Genomic DNA, 24,834 nt, shown 5'->3' with positions numbered 1-24,834 from the left:
TAAGTCACCATGAGCGCATTGAAAGAAACCCTGGGTTTTCAGACCGAAGTCAAGCAGCTGCTGCAGCTGATGATCCACTCCTTGTACTCCAACAAGGAAATCTTCCTGCGTGAACTGATTTCCAACGCCTCGGACGCCGCCGACAAGCTGCGCTTCGAAGGTCTGGCCAAGCCCGAGCTGTTTGAAAACGAGCCGGAGCTGAAGATCACCATCGGCTACGACGCCGAGGCGCGCACGCTGACCATCGCCGACAACGGCATCGGCATGAGCCGCGACGAAGTCATCGCCAATATCGGCACCATCGCCAAGTCCGGCACCAAGGCCTTTTTCGAGCAGCTGTCCGGCGACGCCAAAAGGGACGCCAATCTGATCGGCCAGTTCGGCGTCGGCTTCTACTCCGCCTTCATCGTGGCGGACAAGGTCACGCTGACCACCCGCCGCGCCGGCGACGCCGCCGCCACGCGCTGGGAATCCCAGGGCGCCGGCGAATACACGCTGGAACAGGTGGAAAAGGCCGGCCGCGGCACCGAGATCGTGTTGCACCTGAAAGAGGGCGAGGACGAGCTGCTGAACGACTGGAAGCTCAAAGGCATCGTCCGCAAGTACTCCGACCATATCTCGATCCCGATCGAGATGAAAAAGGGCAATAGCTACGGCGAAAACGGCGAAGTCATCGTCAGCGACGAAATGGAAGCGGTCAACTCCGCCTCCGCGCTGTGGACCCGCGGCAAGAGCGAGATCAGCGAAGAGCAGTACAAGGAATTCTACAAGCACGTCGCCCACGATTTCACCGACCCGCTGGCCTGGAGCCACGCTCGCGTCGAGGGCCGCCAGGAATACACCGAACTGCTCTACATCCCGTCGCGCGCGCCCTTCGATCTGTTCGACCGCGAGCGCAAGCAGGGCGTCAAACTCTATGTGCGTCGCGTCTTCATCATGGAAGACACCGAGAAGCTGATGCCGCACTACCTGCGCTTCGTGCGCGGGGTGATAGACAGCAACGACCTGCCGCTGAACGTATCGCGCGAGATCCTGCAGGAAAGCAAGGACATCGACGCCATCCGCAACGGCTGCGTCAAGAAAGTGCTGGGCCTGCTGGAAGACCTCGCCGCCAATCAGCCGGAAAAATACACCGAGTTCTGGCAAGAGTTCGGCCAGGTGCTGAAAGAGGGCGTCGGCGAGGACATGGCCAATAAGGAGCGCATCGCCAAGCTGCTGCGCTTCGTCTCCACCGCGTCCGAAGGCGCCGAACCGGCGGTAACGCTGGGCGACTACGTCGGCCGGATGAAGGAAGGCCAGGACAAAATCTATTACATCACCGCCGACACCCTGGCCGCGGCCAAGAACAGCCCGCATCTGGAAGTGTTCAAGAAGAAGGGCGTCGAGGTGCTGCTGCTGACCGACCGCGTCGACGAGTGGGTGGCGGGTTCGCTGTTCGAATTCGACGGCAAGGCGCTGCAGTCCGTGGCCAAGGGCGCGCTGGATCTGGGCGCGCTGGAAGACGAAGCCGACAAGGAAGCGCAAAAGCAGGTGGAGGAAAGCGCCAAGCCGGTGGTGGAGAAAGTGCAGAAAGCCCTGGCCGACCGCGTCAAGGAAGTGCGCGCCACCGCCCGCCTGACCGAGAGCCCGGCCTGCCTGGTGGCCGGCGAGCACGATATGAGCGCCCATCTGGAGCGCATGCTGAAAGCGGCGGGCCAGCCGGTGGAAGCCAGCAAGCCCACGCTGGAGATCAACCCCGAGCACGTGCTGGTGAAACGATTGGCCGAGGAGGCCGACGAGGCGCGCGCCGGCGATCTGGCCCAGGTGCTGTACGACCAGGCCCTGCTGGCGGAGGGTGGCAAGCTGGAAGACCCGGCCGCCTTCGTCAAGCGCATCAACAAGCTGATGCTGGAGCTGTCGGCTTAAGCTGGACGCCGCTTCCGCAGCAATGCCCCGCCGAGCGCGGGGCATTTTTTTGCGCTGGCAATAATGCCGCGCCAAAAATCATGGCGGGGCGTATCATCGGCGGCTTCTCTCTCGCTATGACCTGGTCATGATGGAACTGTCGCTGATTCACGCCCTGCCGGATGGCCCTTGGCTGGCACTGGACCTCAAGGCGGTCCAGGCGCAATTGGAGGCGCTGGCGGCGCAGCCGGCCGCCCTCGCCGCGGACAAGGCCGGCCAGTGGCTGGCGCAATGGCAGCGTTCGGCCTTGGCGCCGGCGGAACGCCTGCAACTGCTGCAGGCGTTGAGAGCGCCGTTGGCCGCGCTGGCGGCGCGGCTGGAGCGCGGCGCAGCACGGCAGGATCTGTCCTGCACCCCGGAGGCGCGCGCGGCCTTGCAGTCGGCCCGCCATGTGCTGCGGCAATGGCATGAGCAGTGCAAGCTGCTGGCCCAGACGTTCAGCGCGCAGGAGACCGGCCGTTTTTCCAGCTCGCGCCCGCGGCTGGAGGCTCTGCAACTGGCGCTGGCCAGCGGCTACGATTTGCTGGCGCTGCACGCGCGCAGCTACGCGCCGCTGCACAAGGGCTTCTGGCGCGATTGCCACCGCCTGTACGCCTACGCGCTGGCCCAGGGCTGGGAGGGCCGGCAGGCGCAGGGCGGCGCGGCGGCGCCGGGGCTCAGCTACCGCCGGCTGATGTTGTTGGGCATGACCGCCAGCAACCGGCTGGAGGCGGCCAAGATCGCCCTGCTGCTGCAATGGCTGGAGCAGCACGCCGGCCTGCTGCGCGTGGAGCAGCTGGATCAGCCGCTGGGCGAGGACGGCGCGCTGGCCTTCCGCGCCGACGCCGACCGGCCGGCGCGCTTCTGCGCCGAACTGGACCTGGACGGCGACGGCGTGTGGTGGCGGCTGGACGCCGGCCGCTTGCTGGAGCGCCTGGACGAATTGGGCCGTCAGCGCCAGCGACAGGGCCTGGACGACGGCCACGAAGCCTGGCTGCTGGCGCGTCTGCGTCAGGAGTGGGGCGCGCCGCCGCGCCGGCGCCATGTCCGGCTGCGCCGGCTCAGCGTCGAAACCGTAGAGCTGGTCAGCCTGCTGCCGCGCTGCTGGCGGCTGGCCGCCGGCGAGCCGGCCGACGGCGAACTGGAGCCCTGCCGTTTGCAGATCAGCAATCTCAGCGCTTCCGGCCTGTTGCTGCAGGGCGAATCCTTGCGGCAGCCCTTGCGCGCCGGCGAGGTGGTGATGCTGCGCCGCCGGGGCTTCGGCTGGCAGCTGGGCCTGGTGCGCTGGGTCAGCTTCGGCGGCGAGGACATGCAGACCGAGTGCGGGATAGAGTTCATCGGCAAGCGGCCGCAGGCGGTCGAAGTCGCCGCGGTCACCAGCCACGCGGCCGGCGGTTTCGAGCCGGCGCTGCGCATGCAGGCCGAGCGCCATTTCCGCCATTCCGGCATCCTGGTGTTGCCGGGCCGCCTGTATCAGGCCATGCGGCCGTTTCATCTGCGAGGCGCAGACGGCGAGTGCCGGGTGCGCGCGCTGCGCTTATTGCAGCAGACCGCGCATTATCAATTCGTGGAAATCAAGATAGACGAGCTGCTGCCCGCCGACGCGGCCGTTTGAGCGGCGGGCCCGGCGGCGGACAAGTTCCGCCACGGCGCCGGCCAGTGCTGGTATCCTTGCCGCCATGAGCAACGCCCCCCTTCCCGAAGCCCGGTCTTCGGCCGACGATTTTCAGCTGACCGCGCCGGAATTGCCGCCCAGCGTGCCGATCGCGCACGTGTTCGGCCAGCCGGTGCTGGAAGTGCCGCAGGATTTGTTCATCCCGCCGGACGCGTTGCAAGTGATTCTGGACAGCTTCGAAGGCCCGCTGGACCTGCTGCTTTATCTGATCCGCAAACAGAATCTGGACGTGCTGAACATCCCGATGGCGGACATCACCGTCCAGTACATGGCCTATATCGACGCGATGCGCGACGGGCGTCTGGAACTGGCCGCCGAATACCTGCTGATGGCGGCGCTGCTGATCGAGATCAAGTCGCGCTTGCTGCTGCCCAGGCCGCAGCTGGACGAGGAGGGCGAGCCGGACGATCCGCGGGCCGAGCTGGTGCGCCGCCTGCTGGAATACGAGCAGATGAAGCTGGCGGGGCTGGAGCTGGACAAGCTGCCGCAGGCCGACCGCGACTTCGCCTGGCTGGCGGTCTTGATCGAGCAGTCCGCCGAGCAGCGGCTGCCCGACGTCAGCCCGGTGGATCTGCGCCAGGCGTGGATGGCGATTCTGTCGCGCGCGCGCCACCATCGCCACCACAAGGTGGAGAAGGACGAACTGTCGGTGCGCGAGCAGATGAGCTGGATTCTGCGCTATCTGGACGGCCGCGAGTACGTGCCTTTCGAAGAGCTGTTCGACGCGGACAAGGGCGTCGCCCATCTGGTGGTCAACTTCATCGCGGTGCTGGAACTGGTGAAGGAGGGGATGGTCAAGGTCAGCCAGGAGGCGCCGTACCAGCCCATTTATGTCAGGATTGCGCTGGTCTGAGGCGGGCGCGCGCCGATTTGCACTTGATGTTGGCGCGGCAGCGATTAGGATACAGGTATCCATTGCGAGAGCATGCCATGCACATCGAAGCGGCCGACCAGAAACATCTGCCAGCCTATCGGCCTTTTTTTCAGGCCTGCCACGAGGAAGGGCTGGACTATTACCGCCGCGCCGGCGCGGACCCCGACGCCTGGCTTGGGCAATTGCTGGAACACGCCGAAGGGCGGGCGCTGCCCGAGGGCTGGGTGCCGTGCCGCACCTGGTTCCTGATCAACGGCCGCACCGAGATCATAGGCGCGATCCGCCAGCGCTTGGCCGACAGCGCGCTGATCGTGGAGCGCATCGGCCACATCGCCTTCGAAGTGCTGCCGGCCTGGCGCGGCCACGGCTACGGCAGGGTGCTGCTGCAATACGTGCAGACGCTGGGCGAGAAGCCGGCGCACGGCAACTGGGTGCTGGTCTGTCCGGCGGACCGGCCGGCGGCGGTGCGCACGGTGGAGGCCTGCGGCGGCCAGTTGCTGGAAACGATGGAGCACGGCGGGCGGGCGTTCCGACGTTACAGCCTGACCGCGCTGGCGGCCTGGGACGACATGGCGGAAGGATTAATTTAGCTCCGGACGGAGAGTTCATGTAGAATGTCCGGTTTCCTGCGCAAACGTGTTTCGGCTTCACGGCTCAATGTCCACCATCACCGACCTAAAATATCTGAAGATCGTGCTGGAGACGGCGTTACTGACCGCGCAGGAACCTCTGTCGGTTGCCATGCTCAAAAAGCTGTTCACCGAAGAGGTGAAAGCCGCGCTGATCAACGACATCCTTGACGATATCCAGAGCGACTGGAGGGGCAAGGGCGTTGAACTGGTCAAATTGGCGTCGGGATGGCGCTTTCGCGCCCGAGCGGAGTTCACGCCATACTTGAACCGCTTGAACCCGGAAAAGCCGCCGCGATACTCGCGCGCGGTAATGGAAACCTTGGCGATCATCGCCTACAAACAACCTGTGACCCGTGGCGATATCGAAGCGATACGCGGCGTATCGGTGTCCACCGGCGTGATGCAGACTCTGCTGGAACGCGGCTGGATCGAAGTCATCGGCCACAAGGACGTACCCGGCAGGCCGGGCTTGTATGCCACTACCCGAAAATTCCTGGACGATCTGGGCTTTGTCTCGCTCAAGGATCTGCCGCCGTTGGCGGAGCTGGGAAGCCTGGTAGTGCCCGAGGCGATGCCTAGGGATCAAGGCCCGGCAGCGGCCACAGACGACATCCCCCTCGACGATGAGGCGGATAATTTCGAGCCCATCGCAGAATAACATCGACATTCTGCCGGTTGCTCGCACGGAAAGAGCAAAGCACATATGTCTAAAGGACAACGCAATCACGCCCGCCAGCCGGTGGCGCGTGTCAAAGGTCGCGAAACATCCCAAGCGCGCCAGCCGGGCACCGGCGGCGTTCAGCCGCGCGGCAAGACCCAGGGCGGCATGATCAAGAACCGCAACGGCCAGCCGGCCGAGGCCAACGCCCGGCAAGGCCAAGCCCGCGCCAACGGCGGCAAGGGCCGCGCGCCGCAGAACGGCCGCGCCGCGCGCGACGCCTACGGCAACCCGCTGATGCACGAAGGCACGCCGCTGTTCAAGCTGAGCCGCCGCGAGCAGGAACAGCAGCAGATGCAGCAGGCGCAAGGCCGCAACAAGCCGACCTACCAGCGCGACAGCAACGGCGACGTCAACGGCAACGTGGCCCTGGATCACGAACGCCGCTTCGGCAACAAGAACGCCGCCGCGCCGGCGGGTCAGCCGGCCGCGGGAAAGGGCGGCGCTCAGCCGCGTCAGGGCAAGCCGGAGGGCGGCAGGCCGCAATTGGTGCAGAAGGCCAAGAAGCTGCGCTTGCGCAGCCCCAATCAGGACATCAAGGACAAGGCCAAGCGCCTGCGCGAAGTCCGCGTGGACCTGGACGACATCGAGCCGGTGCGGCTGCAAAAAGCGCTGGCGGCGTCCGGCGTCGGCTCGCGCCGTGAAATGGAAGAGTGGATCGAGGCCGGCCAGGTCACGGTCAACGGCAAGAAAGCCAGCCTGGGCGACCGCGTCGGCCCGCGCGACCGCGTGATGGTCAAAGGCGACCAGATCAAACTGAAATGGCCGGACCGCCTGCCGCGCGTGATCATGTATCACAAGGAAGAAGGCGAAATCGTCAGCCGCGACGATCCGGAAGGCCGCGTCACCGTGTTCGATCGCCTGCCGCAGGCCAAATCCAGCCGCTGGGTGGCGATAGGCCGCCTGGACGTCAATACCTCGGGCCTGCTGCTGATCACCACCAGCGGCGAGCTGGCCAACCGCATGATGCACCCCAGCTTCGAAGTGGAGCGCGAGTACTCGGTGCGGGTGCTGGGCGAGCTGACGCCGGAAATCATGAAGCAGATGGTGGCCGGCGTGGAGCTGGAAGACGGCGACGCGCGCTTTGACCGCATCTTCCAGAAAGGCGGCCCGGAAGAGGCGGCCAACCAATGGTTCAACGTGGTGATCAAGGAAGGCCGCAACCGCGAAGTGCGCCGCATGTTCGAGCACTTCGGCCTGACCGTCAGCCGGCTGATCCGCGTGCGCTTCGGCAATATCGGCCTGCCTCCGCGCTTGAAGCGCGGTCAGTTCTACGAACTGAACTCCGCTGAAGTGGCCGCGGTGATGAAGTGGTCCAATCTGACCGTTACCGGCGGCAAGAAGGCGCCTCCGGTCAAGAAGGCTTCGGCCAAGGCGCACCGCTGAGCGTGCGCGCCCTATTGTGGGGCCTGGCCGCCCGCGCCTGGACGCGCTTGCGCGGCGAGGCGCCGGTCTCCGCGCCGGCTCCGCTTGCGAGCGGCAAACGCGAGCGCGCTTCCATCGCCATCGTCGACGGCGGGCGCATCCTGCTGATGCATCGCCTCAAACCCGGCAAGGACTATTATGTGTTGCCGGGCGGCGGCATCAAGCGGCGCGAGACGGCTGCCATCGCCTGCGTGCGCGAGACGCGCGAGGAAACCGGGCTCAACGTCCGTCTGGGCGGCAGCCTGTGCGTGCTGGACGCCAAGGACAGGGTCGAACACGTGTTTCTGGCGGCCAGCCACGCCGGTGAGCTCAGGCTGGGCGGGCCGGAGCTGGCCAAGATGGGGCCGGACAATCATTACGCGCTGGAGTGGCTGGATCGCGAGCAGTTGCAGCGGATCAAGCTGAAGCCCAAGGGGCTGCTGCCGCATTGCCTGGCCTTGTTGGAACCCGCCGCCGGCCGTTGATGCTGGCGTTTTTCATGGATGGATGGACGAAGATGAGCAAAGCGTTTACCAGGGAAAACGACGAGGCGGAAGAGGATCTTCCGGTTGAGCGGCGTCTGCCCGCTTCCACCAAGAACTACATCACGCCCGGCGGCTGGCAGCGGCTGAAGGACGAGCTTTATCATCTGGTCAACCGCGAGCGGCCGGAAATGGTGCAGGTCGTGAACTGGGCGGCCAGCAACGGCGACCGCTCCGAGAACGGCGACTATCTGTACGGCAAGCGCCGCTTGCGCGAGATCGACCGCCGCATCCGTTTTCTGACCAAGCGCTTGGAAATCGCCGAGGTGGTGGACCCGGAAACCCGGGAAGCGACCGATCAGGTGTTCTTCTCCGCCACCGTGTTGATAGAGCGCGGCGACGGCAGCGAGCAATTGCTGCGCATCGTCGGCGTGGACGAGATCGATCTGGCGCGCGGCCGCATCAGCTGGATCTCGCCTATCGCGCGGACGCTGTTGAAGGCGCGCGAGGGCGATTCAGTGCTGTTTCGCGGGCCGGACGGCGACGAAGACATCGAGGTGCTGGAAGTGCGTTACGAACGCATAGACTGAACCTTCGAGCAAGAGCAGGGCAAGACGGCCCGGACATGAGTCCGGGCCGTTTTTGTATCCGGGGACGGATCAGTCCAGCAGCTTGCGCAGCCAGCCATGCTTGCCGCCGTGATGGCCTCCGTGGCGGCTGTCCCGACGGTGTTCGTCGTCATGGCCGCGACCGTGCGCGGACGGCGCGTAAGCGGCGGCGGGGGCCGCCGGAGCCTGGGTTTGCAGCAGGCGCTCCAGCTGGCCGGGCGCCAGCCAGACGCCGCGGCATTGCGGACAGTAATCGATGGCGACGGACAAACGTTCGCCCATCAGCAGGGTGACTTGGCAACTGGGACAATTCATGGCGTGCTCCTCGGCGCGCCGGACTGGCGCGGTAGGTCGGGAAAATGCGATGGACGGGCCTCGCCAGCGCATTGCAAACCATGAAGCGGCTACAGGGTCAAGCTTTGCCGCGCGAGGGCGCGTCGTCGGGGCGCGAGTGCGAGGCCAGGCTGCGGTTGATCTGCATCCAGCCGGCGGTGGCCGGCTTCCCCGTCTGCTCAAACGCCGTCTGCAGCAGTTTCAGCTGCTCGCGGTGCAGGGCTTCCTCCAGCTTGCGTCCCTCCGAAGTCAGCGTCAGCTGTTTGACCCGTTTGTCGTGCTGCGCGGCCACGCTTTGCACCAGCGCCATTTCCAGCAGTTGGCGCAGCGGCATATTGATGGCCTGCTTGGTCACGCCCAGCGCGGCCAGCAGGTCCTTGACCGACAGGCCGGGGTAGCGGGCGACGAAGAACAGGATGCGGTGGTGCACTCGCGCCAGGCCGCGTTTGGCCAGCATTTCATCCGGTTTATCGGTGAAAGCCTTGTAGGCATGGAAGAAGGCTTCCATGGCGGCGCGCATGTCGTCGGACGGAGATAGGTCAGCCATGTTGACGGAACCTGCTGTGGTCGGTAGATTGAGTCAATATTATTGACATTAGTAAGAAAGTTGCGGACAAGCTTATGCAGAGTACCATGTTTTCTGAGCGCATCGAACGGCTCAGCGGGTCGCTGATCCGGGAAATCCTGGCGGCGGCGCAACAGCCGCAGATGATTTCCTTCGCCGGCGGCCTGCCGGCCGGCCAATGCTTGCCGCAGCTCGATTTCACCGATATGCCGGCGGGCCTGGCGCAATACGGCGCCAGCGAGGGCGAGCCGGAATTGCGCGGCTTGATCGCGGAGCAGGCGCGGCGCATGGGCATCGCTTGCGAGGCAGAGCAGGTGTTGGTGCTGTCCGGCTCGCAGCAGAGCATCGATTTATGCGCCAAGCTGTTCATCGATCCCGGCACGCCGGTGGTGACCGAAGGGCCGACTTATCTAGCGGCCTTGCAGGCTTTCAAGTTGTTCGGCGCCCGCGTTCACGCAGTGGCGCAACGGGACGGCAGGCTGGAGCCGCAGGCGCTGGCCGCCGCCTTGAGTGAGTCTCAGGCGCGCTGCTCTTATCTGATTCCCAGCTTTCAAAATCCGGCGGGCAGCTGTTACAGCGCCGAAGACCGGCAGGCGCTGGCGGCCGTCATCGACGCCGCCGGCGTGCCCTTGATCGAGGACGATCCTTATCGCGCGCTCAGCTACGACGGCGAAGCGCCGGCGCCGCTGGTCAGCCATTTGAAGCGCGCGCCGTGGATTTACTCCGGCTCCTTTTCCAAAACCCTGGCGCCTGGGCTGCGCGTCGGCTTCCTGATCGCCTCGCCGGAGCTGTATCCCTATCTGATGCGGCTGAAGCAGGCGACCGATCTGCACACCAACCGCCCGGCGCAGTGGTTCATCGCCCGCCAGCTGAGCGACCCCGGCCATGAGCAACGGATGTTGGACTTGCGCGAGGTGTATCGCGCCGGCCGCGACGCGATGCAGGATTCGCTGCAGCGGCATTTCGGCGATCTGGCCGATTGGCAGTTGCCGCGGGGCGGGCTGTTTTTCTGGCTCAAGCTGAAGCGGGCGAGAGATACCCGCGCCTTGCTGCCGCTGGCCTTGAAGCAGAACGTCGCCTTTATGCCGGGCGAGGCCTTCTTCCCCGAGCCGGAACAGAACCTGGGCTATCTGCGCCTGAATTTCAGCCATGCCTCGCCGGAGCGGATCGAGATCGGCATCGCCAGACTGGCGGCCTTGCTGCGGGATACCGCCGCCGCGGAGTAAGCCGCCGCTCCAGGTCTCCGCGCAGTCCGCGCCTTAAGCGGAACCGCGCCGCCTCGTCCTTGAGGCGGCGCTTCACACTCTCTTCCCGCCATCCGGCCCCGGTTCGCTTTCCCCCTCTATCCTTCCGCCTGTCCGCCCGGCTCGCATTATTAAGAAAATTTAATATGTCATAAGCATTGGTTGATGTCCGAACATTATGACAATGCTGCCTGCGCCGGATGTTTCGTTACCGAACGTCATCCTTATATTTATTTTCTTTAATAAAAGATTTTCCGGTATTGGATCAATTAATTGAACAATTGCCGGTCGTTTATGCCGTAATTGTCAGGTCGATTGAGATTTAATTGATCGGCCTCGGCGCTATTTTTATAGGCCAGTTCGCGGCGCTTAAATCTTTGATATTGCCGCGAAAATTCGTGTTTCAAAAAATATAAGCCGTAAATCGGCTGAAGTTGTAACTGGCAGTTCGGGGGATGCTTTTCCTAGAGGTCTTTCAGTATAGTGCTGACGCTTAATTCTTCCCGTGCGGGATTTTTAGAATTAACGCGATCAAATAAATCTATACGAAAACAATTTGAGCGTCAATATTCATTGCGTTTTCCTGGTTTTGGACGACACGGGGAAATAGGAATGCAAAGCGTAAAGCAATGCTGAGTCGCAATGGTTTGATCGCTGAAATGATATCGAATCATCTCAAAAGAAAGTCCGATTACGGCGCATGAGACACATTGGCAATTCTATTCTCTTGATTCAAACGCTGCTTAGGCAAACCGCCGCGCACGCGTCACGCATCCTTACGTGAAAACGAAGGGATGATCCTCGCCAACCTGTCGAAGAAACGGTTTCGATAGGGCGGAATATATCAAAAACAGCATGGCTGCTTCTTGAATGGGGCGGGCTACGGCCCGGCCTGTATTTAAGGTTCTCGCGATCGTCGCGGCATTCCGTCGCGGCTGAGCGCGTGACAGGGCGACGGCGCAAGCCGGCCCGATTAGGGCGACGCGACGACTCGAGCCATGCCATATGGGTGGATTCGATGGGCGCGCGCCCGGCATACCCGGAGCAGTTGTCGATACATGGAGGTCATGCAATGTATTCCTCATCCGATGTCGCATCTCGGCGGACGCCCGCCGCCGACAAGTTCGGCCCTCATCAAGCTTTTTCGCATAGCGAAGCGCCTAGCATCGCCCGGCAGTTGCTGTGGCGGGCGGAGGCGAGTCCCGAGCGTCTCGCCTACGCGTCGGCCGATCCGGAGAAAGCGCTCGCGCTAAGCTATGCGGCGCTGTGCGAACGCGCGTCCGGCATCGCCGCGCGCCTGGCGCAAGCGACCGAGGCCGGCGAGCGCGTGATGCTGGTCTATCAGGAGCCGCTCGATTTCCTTCCGGCCTTCTTCGGCTGCTGCCTGGCCGGCGTGATCCCGGTGCCGGTGGCGCCGCGTCACGGCCGCGACACGATGGCGGCGATCGCCCAGGACTGCGGCGCCGCCATCGCGCTGAGCGCGGAGGCGCGGGACGCCTTGCCGGGCCTGCGCTGGATGCGCACCGACGAGGCCGAGCGCGCCGCGCCCTTTTTGCGGGCGGCGAAGGACGCCAGTCCGGCGCTGCTGCAGTACACCTCGGGTTCGACGCGCACGCCGCAGGGCGTGGTGGTCACGCAAACCGGGCTGTGGGCGACGATAGACGATCTTGACCGCGGCGCGATGCACGACGCGGACAGCGCGATGATCAGCTGGCTGCCGTACTTCCACGACATGGGCCTGGTGTACGGCATTCTCACCCCCTTGCAATGCGGCTTCCCCGCCTATCTGATGGCGCCGGAGAAATTCGTCGCCCAGCCCATGTCCTGGCTGCGCGCGATAGCCGCGCGGCGCGGCACTCACACCGCCGCGCCGAATTTCGCCTACGCCTTGTGCGCGGACCGCGCGGGCGATCTCGCGCCGGGCACCGATTTGTCGTCCTTGCGTTATGCGCTGAACGGCGCGGAGCCGGTGCGCTGTGACACGGTGCGCCGCTTCGAGGCGGCCTTCGCGCCGTTTGGGCTGCGTTCTTCGGTGGTGGTGCCGGGCTACGGCCTGGCCGAGGCGACCTTGAAGGTGACCGCCGGCCGTTGCGGCGAGGGCACGCGCGGCGTGCGCTTTGCGCGGGAGGCGCTGGCGCGCGGCCGCGTCTCGCCGCAGACGGACGGCGTCGAATTGGCGGCCTGCGGCGTCAGCCTGATCGATACGCGCGTCCGCATCGTGGACCCGGACACGCGCGCGCCGTGCGCGCCGGACGCCGTCGGCGAAATATGGGTGACCGGGAGCACGGTCGCCGACAGTTATTGGCGCCGCCCGGAGGAGTCGCGCGAGATCTTCGGCGCGCGGCTGGCCGACGGCGACAGCGCATGGCTGAGAACCGGCGATCTGGGCTTTCTGCACGAGGGCGATCTGTTCGTCACCAGCCGCTTGAAGGATTTGATCATCGTCGGCGGCCGGAATGTCTACAGCCACGATCTGGAAGACACCGTGTCGGCCTGCCATCCGTCGATTCGGAAGGGGCGCGCCTTCGCCGCCGCCGTCGACGGCGAGGACGGCGAAGGGATTCTGATCGGCGCCGAGGTGCGCGGCGGCTGCGGGGAGGCGGAGGCCCGTGACATCCTGCCGGTGATTCGCGCGGCGCTGGCGCGGGAGCACGGCGTGGCGCCGGCGCGCATCGCGCTGCTGTGGCGCGGCAGCATCCTGCGCACCTCCAGCGGCAAGACCCGGCGCGGCGCCACCCGCGACGCGCTGCTGCGCGGCGAACTGCGCATCGTCGCCGACGACGCGGCCGAGGTGGCCGACGACGCGATTCTGGCCGAGATCGCGCGCTTCGTGCCCGGCGCGGCCGCGTCGCCCGACGCCAGGCTGATCGATCTGGGGCTGGATTCGCTGTCGGCCGCGCGGCTTGCCGCCGCCGCGCGCGCGCGTCATGGCGTGGAGTTGTCGTTCGCGGCGTTGTTCGCGCTCTCCGCCCGGCAACTGCGGCGCGAAATCGTCGACGCCCCGCGCCTGGACGCCGCGGCGCCGGCCGCGGCTCGCCGCTATGCGGCGGGGGAGGCGTTCGAACTGTCCGAGATGCAGCAGGCTTACTGGATAGGCCAGCAGGGCGGGGTGCCGCTGGGCAGCGTGTCCCCGCATATCCGCGTGGATTTCGAGATAGACGCCGCGCGCGCGCCGGAACTGGGCCGGCGTCTCGCGCGGCTGGTCGCCCGCCACCCGTCCTTGCGGATGACGGTGGGCGCGGACGGGCGCGGCGCGTTCGACGCGCTGGCCTACGATCCCTTGCTGCCGCCGCAGGATTTGCGCGGGCTGGACGCGGCGGAGGCGGCGGAACGGCTGGAGGCGACGCGCGAGAGCTTGGCCGAGCGCGACGGCCCGCCCGTGCTCGCCGTCGTCTCCCGTCTGACCGAGAGCACGGCTATCCTGCACCTGCGGCTCAGCCTGCTGGCCGGCGATCTGCGCAGCTTCCTGCAACTGATGGCCGAGCTGGCGCGCGACGCGGCCGACGAGGCCCCCGCGCAATGCATCACGCCGATGACGCCGCCGGCGGCGACCGAGGCGCAGCGCGAGGCCTGGCTGCGCCGGGTCGAAGCCATCGCGCCGGCGCCGGAGTTGCCGATGAAGATGGCGCTGGCCGAGGTGGCCGAGCCGCGCTTCGCCAACTGCCGCCGGGAGCTGCCCGCCGCCATGTCCGCGGCGCTGACGGCGCGGGCGCAGGCGCTCGGGGTCACGCTGACTTCGCTGTGCATCGCCGCCTTCGCCGACACGCTGCGGCTGTGGACGGCGGCGCACGCCTTCACGCTCAACGTGACTTGCAACACGCGGGCGGAGCAGGCGGGGCTGGCGATAGGCGATTACACCAGCAACACCTTGCTGTCGCTGAGCGAGCATCACCCCTCGTTCGCCGCCTTCGCCCAAGCGGTGCAGCGGCAAGTGTGGGCCGATCTGGACGCGCCCTGGTGCTCCGGCGTGTCGATTCTGCGCGAGCTGAGCCGGCGCAACGGCGCGCCCGTGCTGATGCCGGTGGTGCTGACCAGCTTGCTGTCCGGCGATCCGGCGGACGATCTGGCCCTGCTGGACGGCGTCGGCCGCGTGGTCGACATGGCCAACCCCACGCCCCAGGTGTCGCTGCACGCCGTCCTGGGACGGCGCGGCGACAGGCTGGTGCTGATGTGGGAGTCCGTCGCGCAGCTGTTCCCCGACGGCATGGTGGACGCGATGTTCGAGGTCTTCCTCGGCGCGCTGGAAACGATGGCGACGGACGCCGCGGCCGTGGAGCGGCCGACGCTGGCCCGGCTCGCGCCGCAGCAGGCGGCGCGGCGCGCGGCGGTCAACGCCACCGCGGCGGAGCGCGCGCCGCGCCGGCTGGAAACCCCCATCGTCCGGCAGGCGCGGATCGCGCCGGAGGCGGTGGCGGTCAGGCAGGGCGAGACGACGCTGAGCTACGGCGCGCTGCTGCGCGAGGCGGAAGACATCGCCGGCGCGCTGCGGCAAAGCGGCGTGGCGCGCGGCGAGGTGGTGGCGGCCATCGTCGCGCCGGGGCCGCGCGCGGTGGCGGCGCTGCTGGGCATTGTGATGGCGGGCGCGGTCTATCTGCCGATAGAGCCGTCTTGGCCGGCCGCGCGCATGGAAGAACTGCTCGGCGAGGCCGGCGCCCGTCTCGCGCTGCTGAGCGCGGCAGGCCCGGCGCTGCCGGTGCCCGCGCTGCGTCTGGACCAGCCGCTGCCGCGCGGCGACGCGGGTCCGGCCGCGGACCTCGAGGCCGGCGACGCGGCCTATGTGATCTTCACCTCAGGTTCCACCGGGCGGCCGAAGGGCGTGCTGATCGCGCACGAGGCCGCGGCGAACACCATAGACGACATCAACCAACGCTTCGCGGTCGGCCCGGCCGATCGCGCGCTGTGCGTGTCCTCGCTGGCCTTTGATTTGTCGGTCTACGACATCTTCGGCCTGCTCGCGGTCGGCGGCGAGGTGGTGTTCCCGGCCCGCTCGCGCGATCCGGACGCGATGGCCCAGGCGCTCAGCGACGGCGGGGTCACCATCTGGAATTCCGTGCCGGCGGTGCTGGAACTGATGCTGGAAGTGTCCGCGCCGCGTTCGCCGCATCTGCGCCTGGCGCTGATGAGCGGCGACTGGATCGCGCCCGGCCTGGCCGGGCGGCTGCGCGACGCGTTTCCGGCGTTGCGGCCGATCAGCCTGGGCGGGGCGACCGAGGTGTCGATCTGGTCGGTGGTGCATCCGATCGCGCCCGAGGACGCCGTGCTGGCGTCGATTCCCTACGGCCGGCCGCTGTCCAACCAGCAATGCTTCGTGCGCGCGCCCGACGGCCGGGAGCGGCCGGACGGCGTGGTGGGCGAATTGCTGCTGGGCGGCCGCGGACTCGCGCTCGCCTATCTGGGCAACGAGGCGGAAACCGAGCGCCGCTTCTTCATCGACGCCGAGGGCCGGCGACTCTACCGCACCGGCGATCTCGCGCGCTGGCAGCCGGACGGCGAGCTTGAACTGCTGGGACGGATGGACGGGCAGGTCAAGGTGCAGGGCTATCGGATCGAGCTGGGCGAGATCGAGGCGGCCGCGATGCGCGCCGGCTGCCTGGCGCGCGCCGTGGCCTCGGTGGCCCGGCGCAAGGACGCGACGGTGATCCAGCTGCACGTGGTGGCGCTGCCGGATTATCAAGGCGACGTGGTCGCGGCCGTGCGCACTCAACTGGTGCTGCATCTGCCCGCCTATATGCAGCCGCATCACGTGATGGTGCTGGACGCCTTGCCGCTGACGGCGAACGGCAAGGTGGACCGCGCGCGTCTCGCCGAACTGGCGGCCCCGGCTCCCGCGCCGGCGGCCCCGGCCGCGGCGGCGCGGCGCGACGCTTCGCTGGAGGCCACGATGCTGGCCGCCTTCGCCGAGGTAGTCGGCGTCGAGATAGACCCGCGGCAGGGCTTCTTCGACGCGGGCGCCACCTCGATGCACATTGTGAGGCTGCGCGCGCTGCTGGCGTCGCGCGGCGTCGCGGTGCCCCCGCTGGTCGATTTCTTTTCGCTGGCCACGATACGGGCGCTCGCCGAGCGCGCCGATACGGGCGAGGCGGACCTTTCCCCAATGATGGACGTCGACGGCGCGCGCGCCTATCGACAGCGCGTACGCGCACGCAAGGAGGCTTTGTAATGACTGATGCAACACCCGTAGACGCCGTAGCGATCATAGGCGCGAGCTGCCGCCTGCCCGGCGTCAGCACCCTGGAACAGTTCTGGTCGATGATAGCCGACGGCCGGGTCGCGATCGAACGCTTCGGCGCGGACGCGGCGCGCCGCGAAGGCGTGCCGGAAACGGTGCTGGCCCAGCCCGGCTTCGTCGGCGCCGGCGGCCCGCTGGACGGCGTCGATCAATTCGACGCGGCCTATTTCGGCATTCCGCCGTCGCAGGCGGCGGCGATGGACCCGCAGCAGCGGATTTTCCTCGAATGCGTGCACGAGGCGCTGGAGCGCGCCGGTCACGGCGCGGCGCGCGGCGCGCGCGTCGGCATCTGGGCCGGCTCGGCCAGCGTCGATTATCTCGTCGACCACGTACGCGACCGGCTGGACCGCGCGTCGCCCAACCGCTATCTGCAGCAATGGGTGGGCGTGGACAAGGACTATCTGGCCACCCAGGTCGCCTACCGGCTCGATTTCGGCGGCCCGGCCATCAGCTTGCAGACCGCGTGCTCGACTTCCCTCGTCGCCGTGGTTCAGGCGATGCAGGGACTGCTGAGCTTCCAGTGCGACTTCGCGGTGGCGGGCGGCGTCAGCGTCGCCTTGCCGCAGCGGCAAGGCCATGTGTACGAGGAGGGCAGCATTCTGTCCGCGGACGGCGCCTGCCGTCCGTTCACCACGGACAGCAGCGGCACCGTCTTCGGCAACGGCGCGGGCGTGGTGGTGCTGCGCCGCCTGGAGGATGCGCTGGCCGACGGCGACCCCATCATGGCGGTGATTCGCGGCGGCGCGGTCAACAACGACGGCGCGGCCAAGGTGGGCTTCACCGCGCCCGGCGGGCGCGGGCAGCAGGACGTGATCCGCCAGGCGCTGGCGCTCAGCGAGGTGGACGGCGCGTCGATAGGCTATGTGGAGACGCACGGCACCGGCACGGCGATCGGCGACGAGGTGGAACTGGCGGCGCTGGGCGCGGCCCTGGGCCAGCGTTCCGGCGCCGACGCGCGCTGCGCACTGGGCACCTTGAAGGCGAACGTCGGCCATCTGAACGCGGCGGCGGGCGCTTGCGGGCTGATCAAGGCCGCGCTGGCGGTGGCGCATGGGCGGATTCCGGCCGCCGTCGGCGCGGAACGCGCGATAGACGCGCTGCGCGGCGACGCCGGCTTCTACCTGCCGACGGAAACCGCGCCTTGGGACGCGCCGCTGCGGCGCGCCGGCGTCAGCTCCTTCGGCATCGGCGGCACCAATGCCCACGTGATCATAGAAGCGGCGCCGCCGCGCGCGCCGCGCACGCCGGACGTCGCGCCGCTCTTGCTGCTGTCGGCGCGCGGCGAGGCCTTGCCCGCGCTGTGCGCGGACTATGCGGACTTTCTTGACGGCCATCCCGAGCTGAGGATAGAGGACGTTTGCCTGACGGCGGCGCTGGGGCGGCGGCATTGGGAGCAGCGCGCGGCGTTCCGCGCCGAATCCCGCGAGGCCTTGATCGTCGCGCTGCGCGCCTTCGCCGCCGGCGAGCCGAGCGCGGAGACGATCGCGGCGGAAGTGCCGGCGCGCGCGCCGGAGCTGAGCTTCGCCTTCGGCGGCGCCGAGGATCTGGACGCGGTATTGGCCCGCGTGCAGCTGTGGCAGGCGAGCGGCGTCGTGCCGGCCAGCGTGTGCGCGACGGGGAGCGGGGTGTTCGCCGCGGCCTTCGCGGCGGGCGCGCTGAGTCTTGAGGATGCGCGGCAGCGCCGCGCGGAGCGCGCCGTCGCGCCGTCGCTGTTGTGGATCAGCGCGGCCTCGGGCCTGCCGCTGGACAGTGCGGAGGCGGTGCGCGAAGAACTGGCCGGCGCGGGCACGGCGCCTGGCGCGGCGGACGCCGCCGAGGCGCTGGAGGCGGCCGGCGCGGAATGGGTGCTGGACTTCGGCGACACGGCGCTGGGCGCGGGCGCTGCCGGCATGGTTTCGCTCGATCCGGCCTCGCCGGACGCGCTGGCGCGGCTGTGGACCGCGGGCCTGACGCTGGAGCTGTCCCAGCATTACCGCGACGGCAACCGGGTGGCGCTGCCGACCTATCCCTTCCAGCGCCAGCGTCACTGGATAGACCGCGCGCCGCGCTTCCTGGCGGCGGGCGCGACGCCCTTCCTTGGACGGCGCACCGACGCGCCGGCCTTGGGCGCGACCTTCTTCGACGCCGAATGGAGCGTGGCCGTCTTGCCCTTCCTGCAGGATCACGTGATTTACGACAAGGTGGTGGTGTCCGGCGCGGCGCTCGCGGTGATGATGGCCGACGGCGCGCGCGCGCTCACCGGCTCGGACGGCTGCGTGCTGAGCGATCTGCGCTTCCCGGCCGCGCTGGTGATTCCGTCGGGCGCGGCGCGCAAGGTCCAGCTGCAATTGGTGCGCGACGGCGACGGTTTCGAAGCCACGGTGTTGACGCTGGAGTCCGCCGACGTCCACGCGACGGCCAGGGTGGACGCCGGCGAGGCGCCGGGCGCCGGGCCGTCGGAGCCGGTGCGCGGAGAAGCGATCTCCACCGAGCTGATGGATAGCTGGCTGCGCGCGCGCAGCGTGGTGATGGGACCGACCTTCCGGCGTCTGTCGGGCATCGTGGTCGGGGACGGCGACGCGTCTTGCGATATGCGGGACGACGCCGACGACGCCGGCTGGTTGCTGCACCCCGGGGTGCTGGATTCGGTGCTGCAACTGGTGGCCGCCGCCGCGCGGCCCGAGGGCAGCAAGGCTTTTGTGCCGACGCGCATCGCGCGGCTGGCGCTGCACGGGCGGACCGGCGCCGGGATGCGCTGTCACGCGTCGGCCGAGCGGGGGCAGGCCAGCCTGTTCGACGCCGGCAAGGTGCTGCTCGAAATGACCGGCCTGGAGTCGCGCGAGGTGACCCGCAATGAATTGCTGCGCGTCGAACCGCTGCGCGAGGGCTATGCGGTGGAATGGCGCGACGCGGCGGGCGGCGAGGCCGCCGAGTTGCCGGCGACCATCGCCATCCTGAGCGGAGCGGGGGATACGGCGGCAGGGCTGGCGGCGATGCTGCGCGACGAAGGCAAGGAGGCCGTCGTGGTGGCTGCGGTGAACGATATTCCCTTCGACAAGGCGGGCCTGATCGTCGATTGCCGCGGGCTGGAGGCGCGCGGCGACGCGCCGGCGCCGGCGGTTTACGCCGGGGCGCTGGAACTGTTCGCCACGGCCGCGCGGCGCGAGCGGCCTTGCCGCATCGCCTTGGCGCTGGCGCCGGACGCGCCGGCCTCGGCGCCGCTGCAGGCGCTGTCGCGCGCGGTGGCGATGGAAACGCCGCATCTGCAGACGCTGGCGCTGCACGCGGGCGACGCGCGGGCGATCCGCCGCGGCCTGGATTACTTCGAGCGCGAGACCGAAGTCGCGGTCAAGGGCGAGGCGGTCGCCGCGCCGCGCTTCGACGAGCGCGCGCTGCCGCTCAGAGCGGACCTCGCGCTCTCGGCGGACGCCACGTGGCTGATCACGGGCGGGCTGGGCGAACTCGGCCTGCGCGTCGCGAGCTGGCTGGCCGCGCTGGGCGCGCGCGCCTTGGTGCTGACCGGCCGCCGGGCGGCCGACGCCGCGGCCGAGGCGGCGCTGGCCGCGCTGCGCCGCGACGGCGTGGAGGTGAAGGTGTGGCAGGCCGACGTGGCGGCGGAAGCGGACGTCGACGCGCTGCTGGCCGAGATCGACGCGACCATGCCGCCGCTGCGCGGCGTCTGCCATCTGGCGGGCGTGGTGGAGGACTGCCTGGTCGGCGACGTCACGCCGGCGTCGCTGGCCGCCACCCTGGCCGGCAAGGCCCGCGGCGCCTGGCTGCTGCATGAGCGCACCCTGGCTTACCCGCTGGAACACTTCGTGCTGTTTTCCTCCGCCGCCGCCGCCTTCGGCGCGCCGGGGCAATCGACCTACGCGATGGCCAACGCCTACCTAGACGCGCTGGCCGCGCGCCGCCGCGCGCAAGGCTTGCCGGCGCTGTCCATCGCCTGGGGGCCGTGGCAGGACGTGGGCATGCTGGCCCGCTCCAGCGCCAACGCCAAGCGGCGGCTCGCGCAGCTGGGCATCGGCCAGATCGAGGCCGAATGCGGCCGCGCCACTTTCGAGATCGCGCTGGGGGCGGACCTGCCGGCCCACCTCGTGCTGCTGCCCATCGATTGGGGGCGCTTGATCGAGCAATGGCCGCCGCATGTGCCGGCCAGCCGCTTCGCCGGCATCGCCACCGCCCAGCCGGGCGCGGGCTCCACCTCCTCGGTCAGCGAGCTGCTGGCGCTGCCGGCGGAGGAAAGACGACATCGTCTGTTCCAATTGCTGGCCGAGGACGCCGCACTGGTGACCGGCACGCCGCTGGCCTCGCTGGACCCCGAGCGCTCGCTGTTCGACTACGACCTGGACTCCTTGCTGATCACCGATCTGCGCGTGCTGCTGGAAAAGCGTTTCGGCCGCGCGATACCGACCACGGTGATTTTCTCGAATCCGACCATAGCCGCCTTGGCGGACCATCTGGCGCGGACGGTGTTCGGCATGGCCGAGGCGGAGGTGACGCCCGCCGCGCCCGCCGCCGAGCCCGACGCGCCGGCGGACGCCGCGATGTCGCAGGAGGAGATCGTGGAAATGCTGTCCGCGAAACTGAAGGAACTGAATAGAAAGGACGCGCGATGAGCCAGATCGACACGACCGCGCTGATGCGGAACGCGCTGCGCGAGATCGAACGCCTGCAGCGCGAACTGGACGGCGCCGAACAGCGCCGGCACGCGCCCATCGCCGTGGTCGGCATGGGCTGCCGTTTCGCCGGCGTCGACTCGCCGGAGGCGCTGTGGCAGCGGCTGCTCGACGGCGCGGACGGCGTGAGCGAGGTGCCGGCCGAGCGTTGGGACGTCGAGCGCTACTTCGACGCCGACCCGGACGCGAGCGGCCGCATCTACTGCCGCACCGGCAGTTTTTTGGACGATATCGCCTCCTTCGACGCCGGCTTCTTCGGCATTTCGGCACGCGAGGCGGCGATGCTGGATCCGCAGCAGCGCATGCTGCTTGAAGTGAGCTGGGAAGCGGTGGAGCGCGCCGGCATGACGGCGGCGGAACTGAAGGGCTCAGCCACCGGAGTGTTCGCCGGCGTCATGCATCAGGACTATGCGCACCGTTTCCGCCGGGCGGATGAGGTCGACCTCTACACCGCCTCGGGCAACGCGCCCAGCGTGCTGGCGGGCCGCGTGTCGCACGCGCTCGGCCTGCACGGGCCGACGCTGACGATAGACACCGCGTGCTCGTCGTCGCTGGTCGCCGTGCACCTGGCTTGCAACGCGCTGCGCGCCGGCGAGTGCGACATCGCCATCGTCGGCGGCGTCAATGTGGTGCTGTCGCCGTTGTCCACCGCCGCCGAATGCCGGGCGCACATGCTGTCGCCCAGCGGCCGCTGCCGCTCCTTCGACGACGGCGCGGACGGCTTCGTGCGCGGCGAGGGCTGCGGCGTGGTGGTGCTGCAGCGGCTCGCCGACGCCGAGGCCGCCGGGCGGACCATAGACGCGCTGATCGCCGGCTCGGCGGTCAATCACGATGGCCGCAGCGCGGGCCTGACGGTGCCTAACGAGCACGCGCAGCGCGAGCTGGTGCGGGCGGCCTTGCGCGCCGCGCGCATCGACGCGGCGCAGGTGAATTATATCGAGGCGCACGGCACCGGCACCGCGCTGGGCGACCCGATAGAGGCGGCGGCGCTGGCCTCCGTGTTCGCCGGCCGCGGCCGCGAGGAGCGCGTGCTGCTGGGCTCGATCAAGAGCAATTTCGGCCATCTGGAAGGCGCGGCGGGGATAGCCGGGCTGATCAAGGCGGCGCTGACGGTGCGCCATGGCGTGGTGCCCGCCACCCTGCATGTGCGCACGCCCAACCGCGGCATCGACTGGGACACGCTGCCGCTGCGCCTCGCGCTCGGCGCGGAACGCATAGACGCCGGCGGCGCGCCCTGCGTCGCCGGGGTCAGCTCCTTCGGCTTCAGCGGCACCAATGCGCACGCGGTGCTGCTCGCGCCGCCGCGCGCGGCCGCCGGCGAAACGGCGGCCGGCGCGGACGAAGGCGCGCAATTGCTGGTCGTTTCCGCGAAATCCGACGCCTCGCTGCGCGGCAACGCGGCGCGGCTGGCCGCCCATCTGGCCGGGCTCGACGCCGCGGCGTGGGCGGCCGCCTGCCACGCGTCGCGGGCGGCGCGCTCGCATTTCCCGCATCGGCTCGCGCTGACGGCCGTCAGCGCGGAAGAGATGGCGCGCGAGCTGAGCCGCTTCGCGCGCGGCGAGGACGCCGCCGTTCACAGCGGCGTGTGCGGCGGGATGCCGCCCAGCCGCGACGCGTCGCCGGAGACGGCGGACGCGGGACGCGAACCGGCCGAGCGGCTGGACGCCTTGGCGCGGCGCTATGTGGCCGGCCTGCCGGTCGACTGGCCGACGCCGGCCGGCGCCGGGCGCCGCGTCGCGCGGCTGCCGAGCTACGCTTTTGATCGCCAGCCTTACTGGGTGGACGAAGGGCGGGCGCAGGCGGAGTCGCCGCTGTACCGCATCGCCTGGCAGCCGCTGCCGGCCCCGGCCGGCGCGCGCCGCTCGGGCGAGCGCATCGTCGCCGGCGATCCGGCCTTGTGCGCGGAAGTGGCGCGCGCGCTGGAAGCCGCCGGCGAGCGCTGCGCGATTGCGCCCGCCGAGATCGACGCCATCCGCCGCGCGGGCGACGCCGGCCTGGTGCTCGCCTTCGACCGCGCGGCCGGAGACGAGGACGCGCTGGCGGCCGTCGCGCGCCGCGGCGCCTTGCTGAGCGCGCTGGCGCGAGAGCGCGCCGCGACGCCGTCGGCGGCGCCGATCACGGTTGTCACGCGCGGCGGGGCGGCCACCGGGCCGGCGGAGGAGCTCGATCCCGTCCTCGCCGCCTTGAGCGCGGCCGTGCGCGTCGCGCGGCGGGAACAGGGCCGGAGCTGGCGCGGCACGATAGATATCGACGGTTCGCCGGCGTCCTTCGACGCGCTGGCGGCCTTGCTCGCCGATGAAGCCGCCGAGGAACAATTGGCGGTGCGCGGCGCCACCGTGCTGGCGCCGCGGCTGCGGCGCGCCGGCGCGGCCGGCGCGCTCCCCGCGCTGGACGGCGACGCCGTCTATGTGGTGACCGGCGGCACCGGCGCCTTGGGCCTCGCCACCGCGCGCTGGCTGGCCGGGCGCGGCGCGCGCCATCTGCTGTTGATCAGCCGCGGCGGCGAAGCCGGCGCGGCGGCGCAGGCCGCTTGCGCCCGTCTGCGCGGCGACGGCGTCGAGGTCCGCGTGGCGGCCGCCGACGTCGCCGACGAGGCCGCCTTGCGCGGGGCGCTCGCCGCGGCCGGCCGGCCGATACGCGGCGTCGCGCACTGCGCGGGCATTGTGCGCGACGCGACGCTGGACGCGCTGGACGCCGCGGCCTTCGCCGAGACCCTGCGCGCCAAGGTGGGCGGCGCGGTCTTGCTGGACCGGCTGACCGAGGCCGAGCCGCTGGACTTCTTCCTGTTGTATTCGTCCATCTCCGCGGCGGTCGGCCGTCACGGCCAGGCCGCCTACGCCGCCGCCAACGGTTATCTCGACGCGCTGGCGCAGCGGCGGCGCTTGCGCGCGCGGCCGGCGCTGTCCATAGGCTGGGGATCGTGGGCGGCCGGCATGGGCGCGGCCGACGCGAAGACGGCGGAACGGATTCGCGCCGGCGGCCTGAACCCGCTGAGCGAGGGCGAGGCCTTCGCCGCGCTGGAACGGGCGTTCACCGGCGAGCCGCATCTGGTGGTGGCCGCGATCGATCTTGCGCGGATCGCGGCGCAGCCCGATCTGCCGCCGCTGATCGAAGGCCTGGTCGGCCGCGCGCCGGCGGCGAATGCGCGGACCCTGTCTTTCGACCAACTGCGCGGCCGTCCCGCCGGCGAGCGCCGCGCGCGGGTCGCCGACTATCTGGACGCGGAATTGCGCGCGGTGCTGTCCAGCCCGGCCGCCTTGCCGCGTCAGACTTCGCTGCTGGATCTGGGCGTGGACTCGCTGACCGGCGCGGAACTGCGCAACGCGCTTGAGCGCGCGCTGGGGGTGTCCGTCGCGATCTCGCACCTGATCGACGGCTCCTCGCTGGACGAGCTGATCGACCAGGTGATGGCGCAACTGGAGCGCAAGCTGGTGACGGAACAACATTCGGCCGCGGGCGCCGACACGGAGGAAATCACGCTATGACCAT

The 24,834-nt window shown here is 69.1% G+C and carries 14 protein-coding genes; 12 read left to right on the top strand and 2 right to left on the bottom strand.

The window, feature by feature from the left end; translation table 11 throughout:
* Positions 1–9: 9 nt before the first annotated feature.
* From htpG to greB, 8 genes are all read left to right on the top strand, one after another.
* A complete protein-coding gene (htpG, locus tag ACODRW_RS14945) occupies positions 10–1,905 on the top strand; it encodes a molecular chaperone HtpG (protein WP_235087320.1) in 1,896 nt (631 codons plus the stop codon).
* A 127-nt stretch (positions 1,906–2,032) separates the two neighbouring features.
* Positions 2,033–3,538 carry a hypothetical protein gene (locus ACODRW_RS14940; protein WP_227104413.1) on the top strand — a complete coding sequence of 502 codons (1,506 nt, stop codon included), beginning with the start codon at positions 2,033–2,035 and terminating at the stop codon, positions 3,536–3,538.
* 64 nt (positions 3,539–3,602) lie between these two features.
* On the top strand, positions 3,603–4,451 hold the full coding sequence (locus tag ACODRW_RS14935) for a segregation and condensation protein A (protein WP_107798526.1): 849 nt from the start codon (positions 3,603–3,605) through the stop codon (positions 4,449–4,451).
* Positions 4,452–4,528: 77 nt separating this feature from the next.
* The gene (locus ACODRW_RS14930) at positions 4,529–5,062 is read left to right on the top strand and encodes a GNAT family N-acetyltransferase (protein WP_107798527.1); all 534 of its coding nucleotides are present in this window, start codon (positions 4,529–4,531) and stop codon (positions 5,060–5,062) included.
* A 67-nt stretch (positions 5,063–5,129) separates the two neighbouring features.
* On the top strand, positions 5,130–5,762 hold the full coding sequence (gene scpB, locus ACODRW_RS14925) for an SMC-Scp complex subunit ScpB (protein WP_107798528.1): 633 nt from the start codon (positions 5,130–5,132) through the stop codon (positions 5,760–5,762).
* 354 nt (positions 5,763–6,116) lie between these two features.
* Positions 6,117–7,208, top strand: coding sequence for a pseudouridine synthase (locus ACODRW_RS14920; protein ID WP_371926296.1), 1,092 nt, complete (start codon positions 6,117–6,119; stop codon positions 7,206–7,208).
* Between the two features lie 2 nt (positions 7,209–7,210).
* A complete protein-coding gene (locus ACODRW_RS14915) occupies positions 7,211–7,711 on the top strand; it encodes an NUDIX domain-containing protein (RefSeq protein WP_158274240.1) in 501 nt (166 codons plus the stop codon).
* Positions 7,712–7,743: 32 nt separating this feature from the next.
* Positions 7,744–8,298 carry a transcription elongation factor GreB gene (gene greB / locus ACODRW_RS14910; RefSeq protein WP_107798531.1) on the top strand — a complete coding sequence of 185 codons (555 nt, stop codon included), beginning with the start codon at positions 7,744–7,746 and terminating at the stop codon, positions 8,296–8,298.
* A 69-nt stretch (positions 8,299–8,367) separates the two neighbouring features.
* Here the strand turns inward: greB and ACODRW_RS14905 are convergent, their stop codons facing one another.
* Together ACODRW_RS14905 and ACODRW_RS14900 are read right to left on the bottom strand one after the other, a co-directional pair.
* On the bottom strand, positions 8,368–8,631 hold the full coding sequence (locus ACODRW_RS14905) for a TFIIB-type zinc ribbon-containing protein (protein WP_107798532.1): 264 nt from the start codon (positions 8,629–8,631) through the stop codon (positions 8,368–8,370).
* Between the two features lie 97 nt (positions 8,632–8,728).
* Positions 8,729–9,196 (bottom strand): MarR family winged helix-turn-helix transcriptional regulator, encoded by a 468-nt coding sequence (locus ACODRW_RS14900; protein ID WP_199225819.1) that lies wholly within the window; start codon positions 9,194–9,196, stop codon positions 8,729–8,731.
* A gap of 86 nt (positions 9,197–9,282) precedes the next feature.
* Here ACODRW_RS14900 and ACODRW_RS14895 point away from each other — a divergent pair, with 86 nt between their 5' ends.
* The 4 genes from ACODRW_RS14895 (at position 9,283) to ACODRW_RS14880 (ending at position 24,830) form a co-directional block, all read left to right on the top strand.
* On the top strand, positions 9,283–10,440 hold the full coding sequence (locus tag ACODRW_RS14895; RefSeq protein WP_107798533.1) for an aminotransferase-like domain-containing protein: 1,158 nt from the start codon (positions 9,283–9,285) through the stop codon (positions 10,438–10,440).
* 1,090 nt (positions 10,441–11,530) lie between these two features.
* Entirely contained in the window at positions 11,531–16,618 is a 5,088-nt protein-coding gene (locus tag ACODRW_RS14890) for an acyl carrier protein (RefSeq protein ID WP_488906078.1), read from the top strand.
* Positions 16,618–21,285 carry an SDR family NAD(P)-dependent oxidoreductase gene (locus tag ACODRW_RS14885; RefSeq protein ID WP_488906077.1) on the top strand — a complete coding sequence of 1,556 codons (4,668 nt, stop codon included), beginning with the start codon at positions 16,618–16,620 and terminating at the stop codon, positions 21,283–21,285. Before ACODRW_RS14890 ends, ACODRW_RS14885 begins: the two co-directional genes overlap by 1 nt.
* Positions 21,282–24,830, top strand: coding sequence for a type I polyketide synthase (locus ACODRW_RS14880; RefSeq protein WP_488906076.1), 3,549 nt, complete (start codon positions 21,282–21,284; stop codon positions 24,828–24,830). Before ACODRW_RS14885 ends, ACODRW_RS14880 begins: the two co-directional genes overlap by 4 nt.
* Positions 24,831–24,834: the final 4 nt, after the last annotated feature.

It is taken from the genome of Chromobacterium sp. FG89 (assembly GCF_057808735.1).
This window is presented reverse-complemented; position numbering and strand designations above follow the sequence as displayed.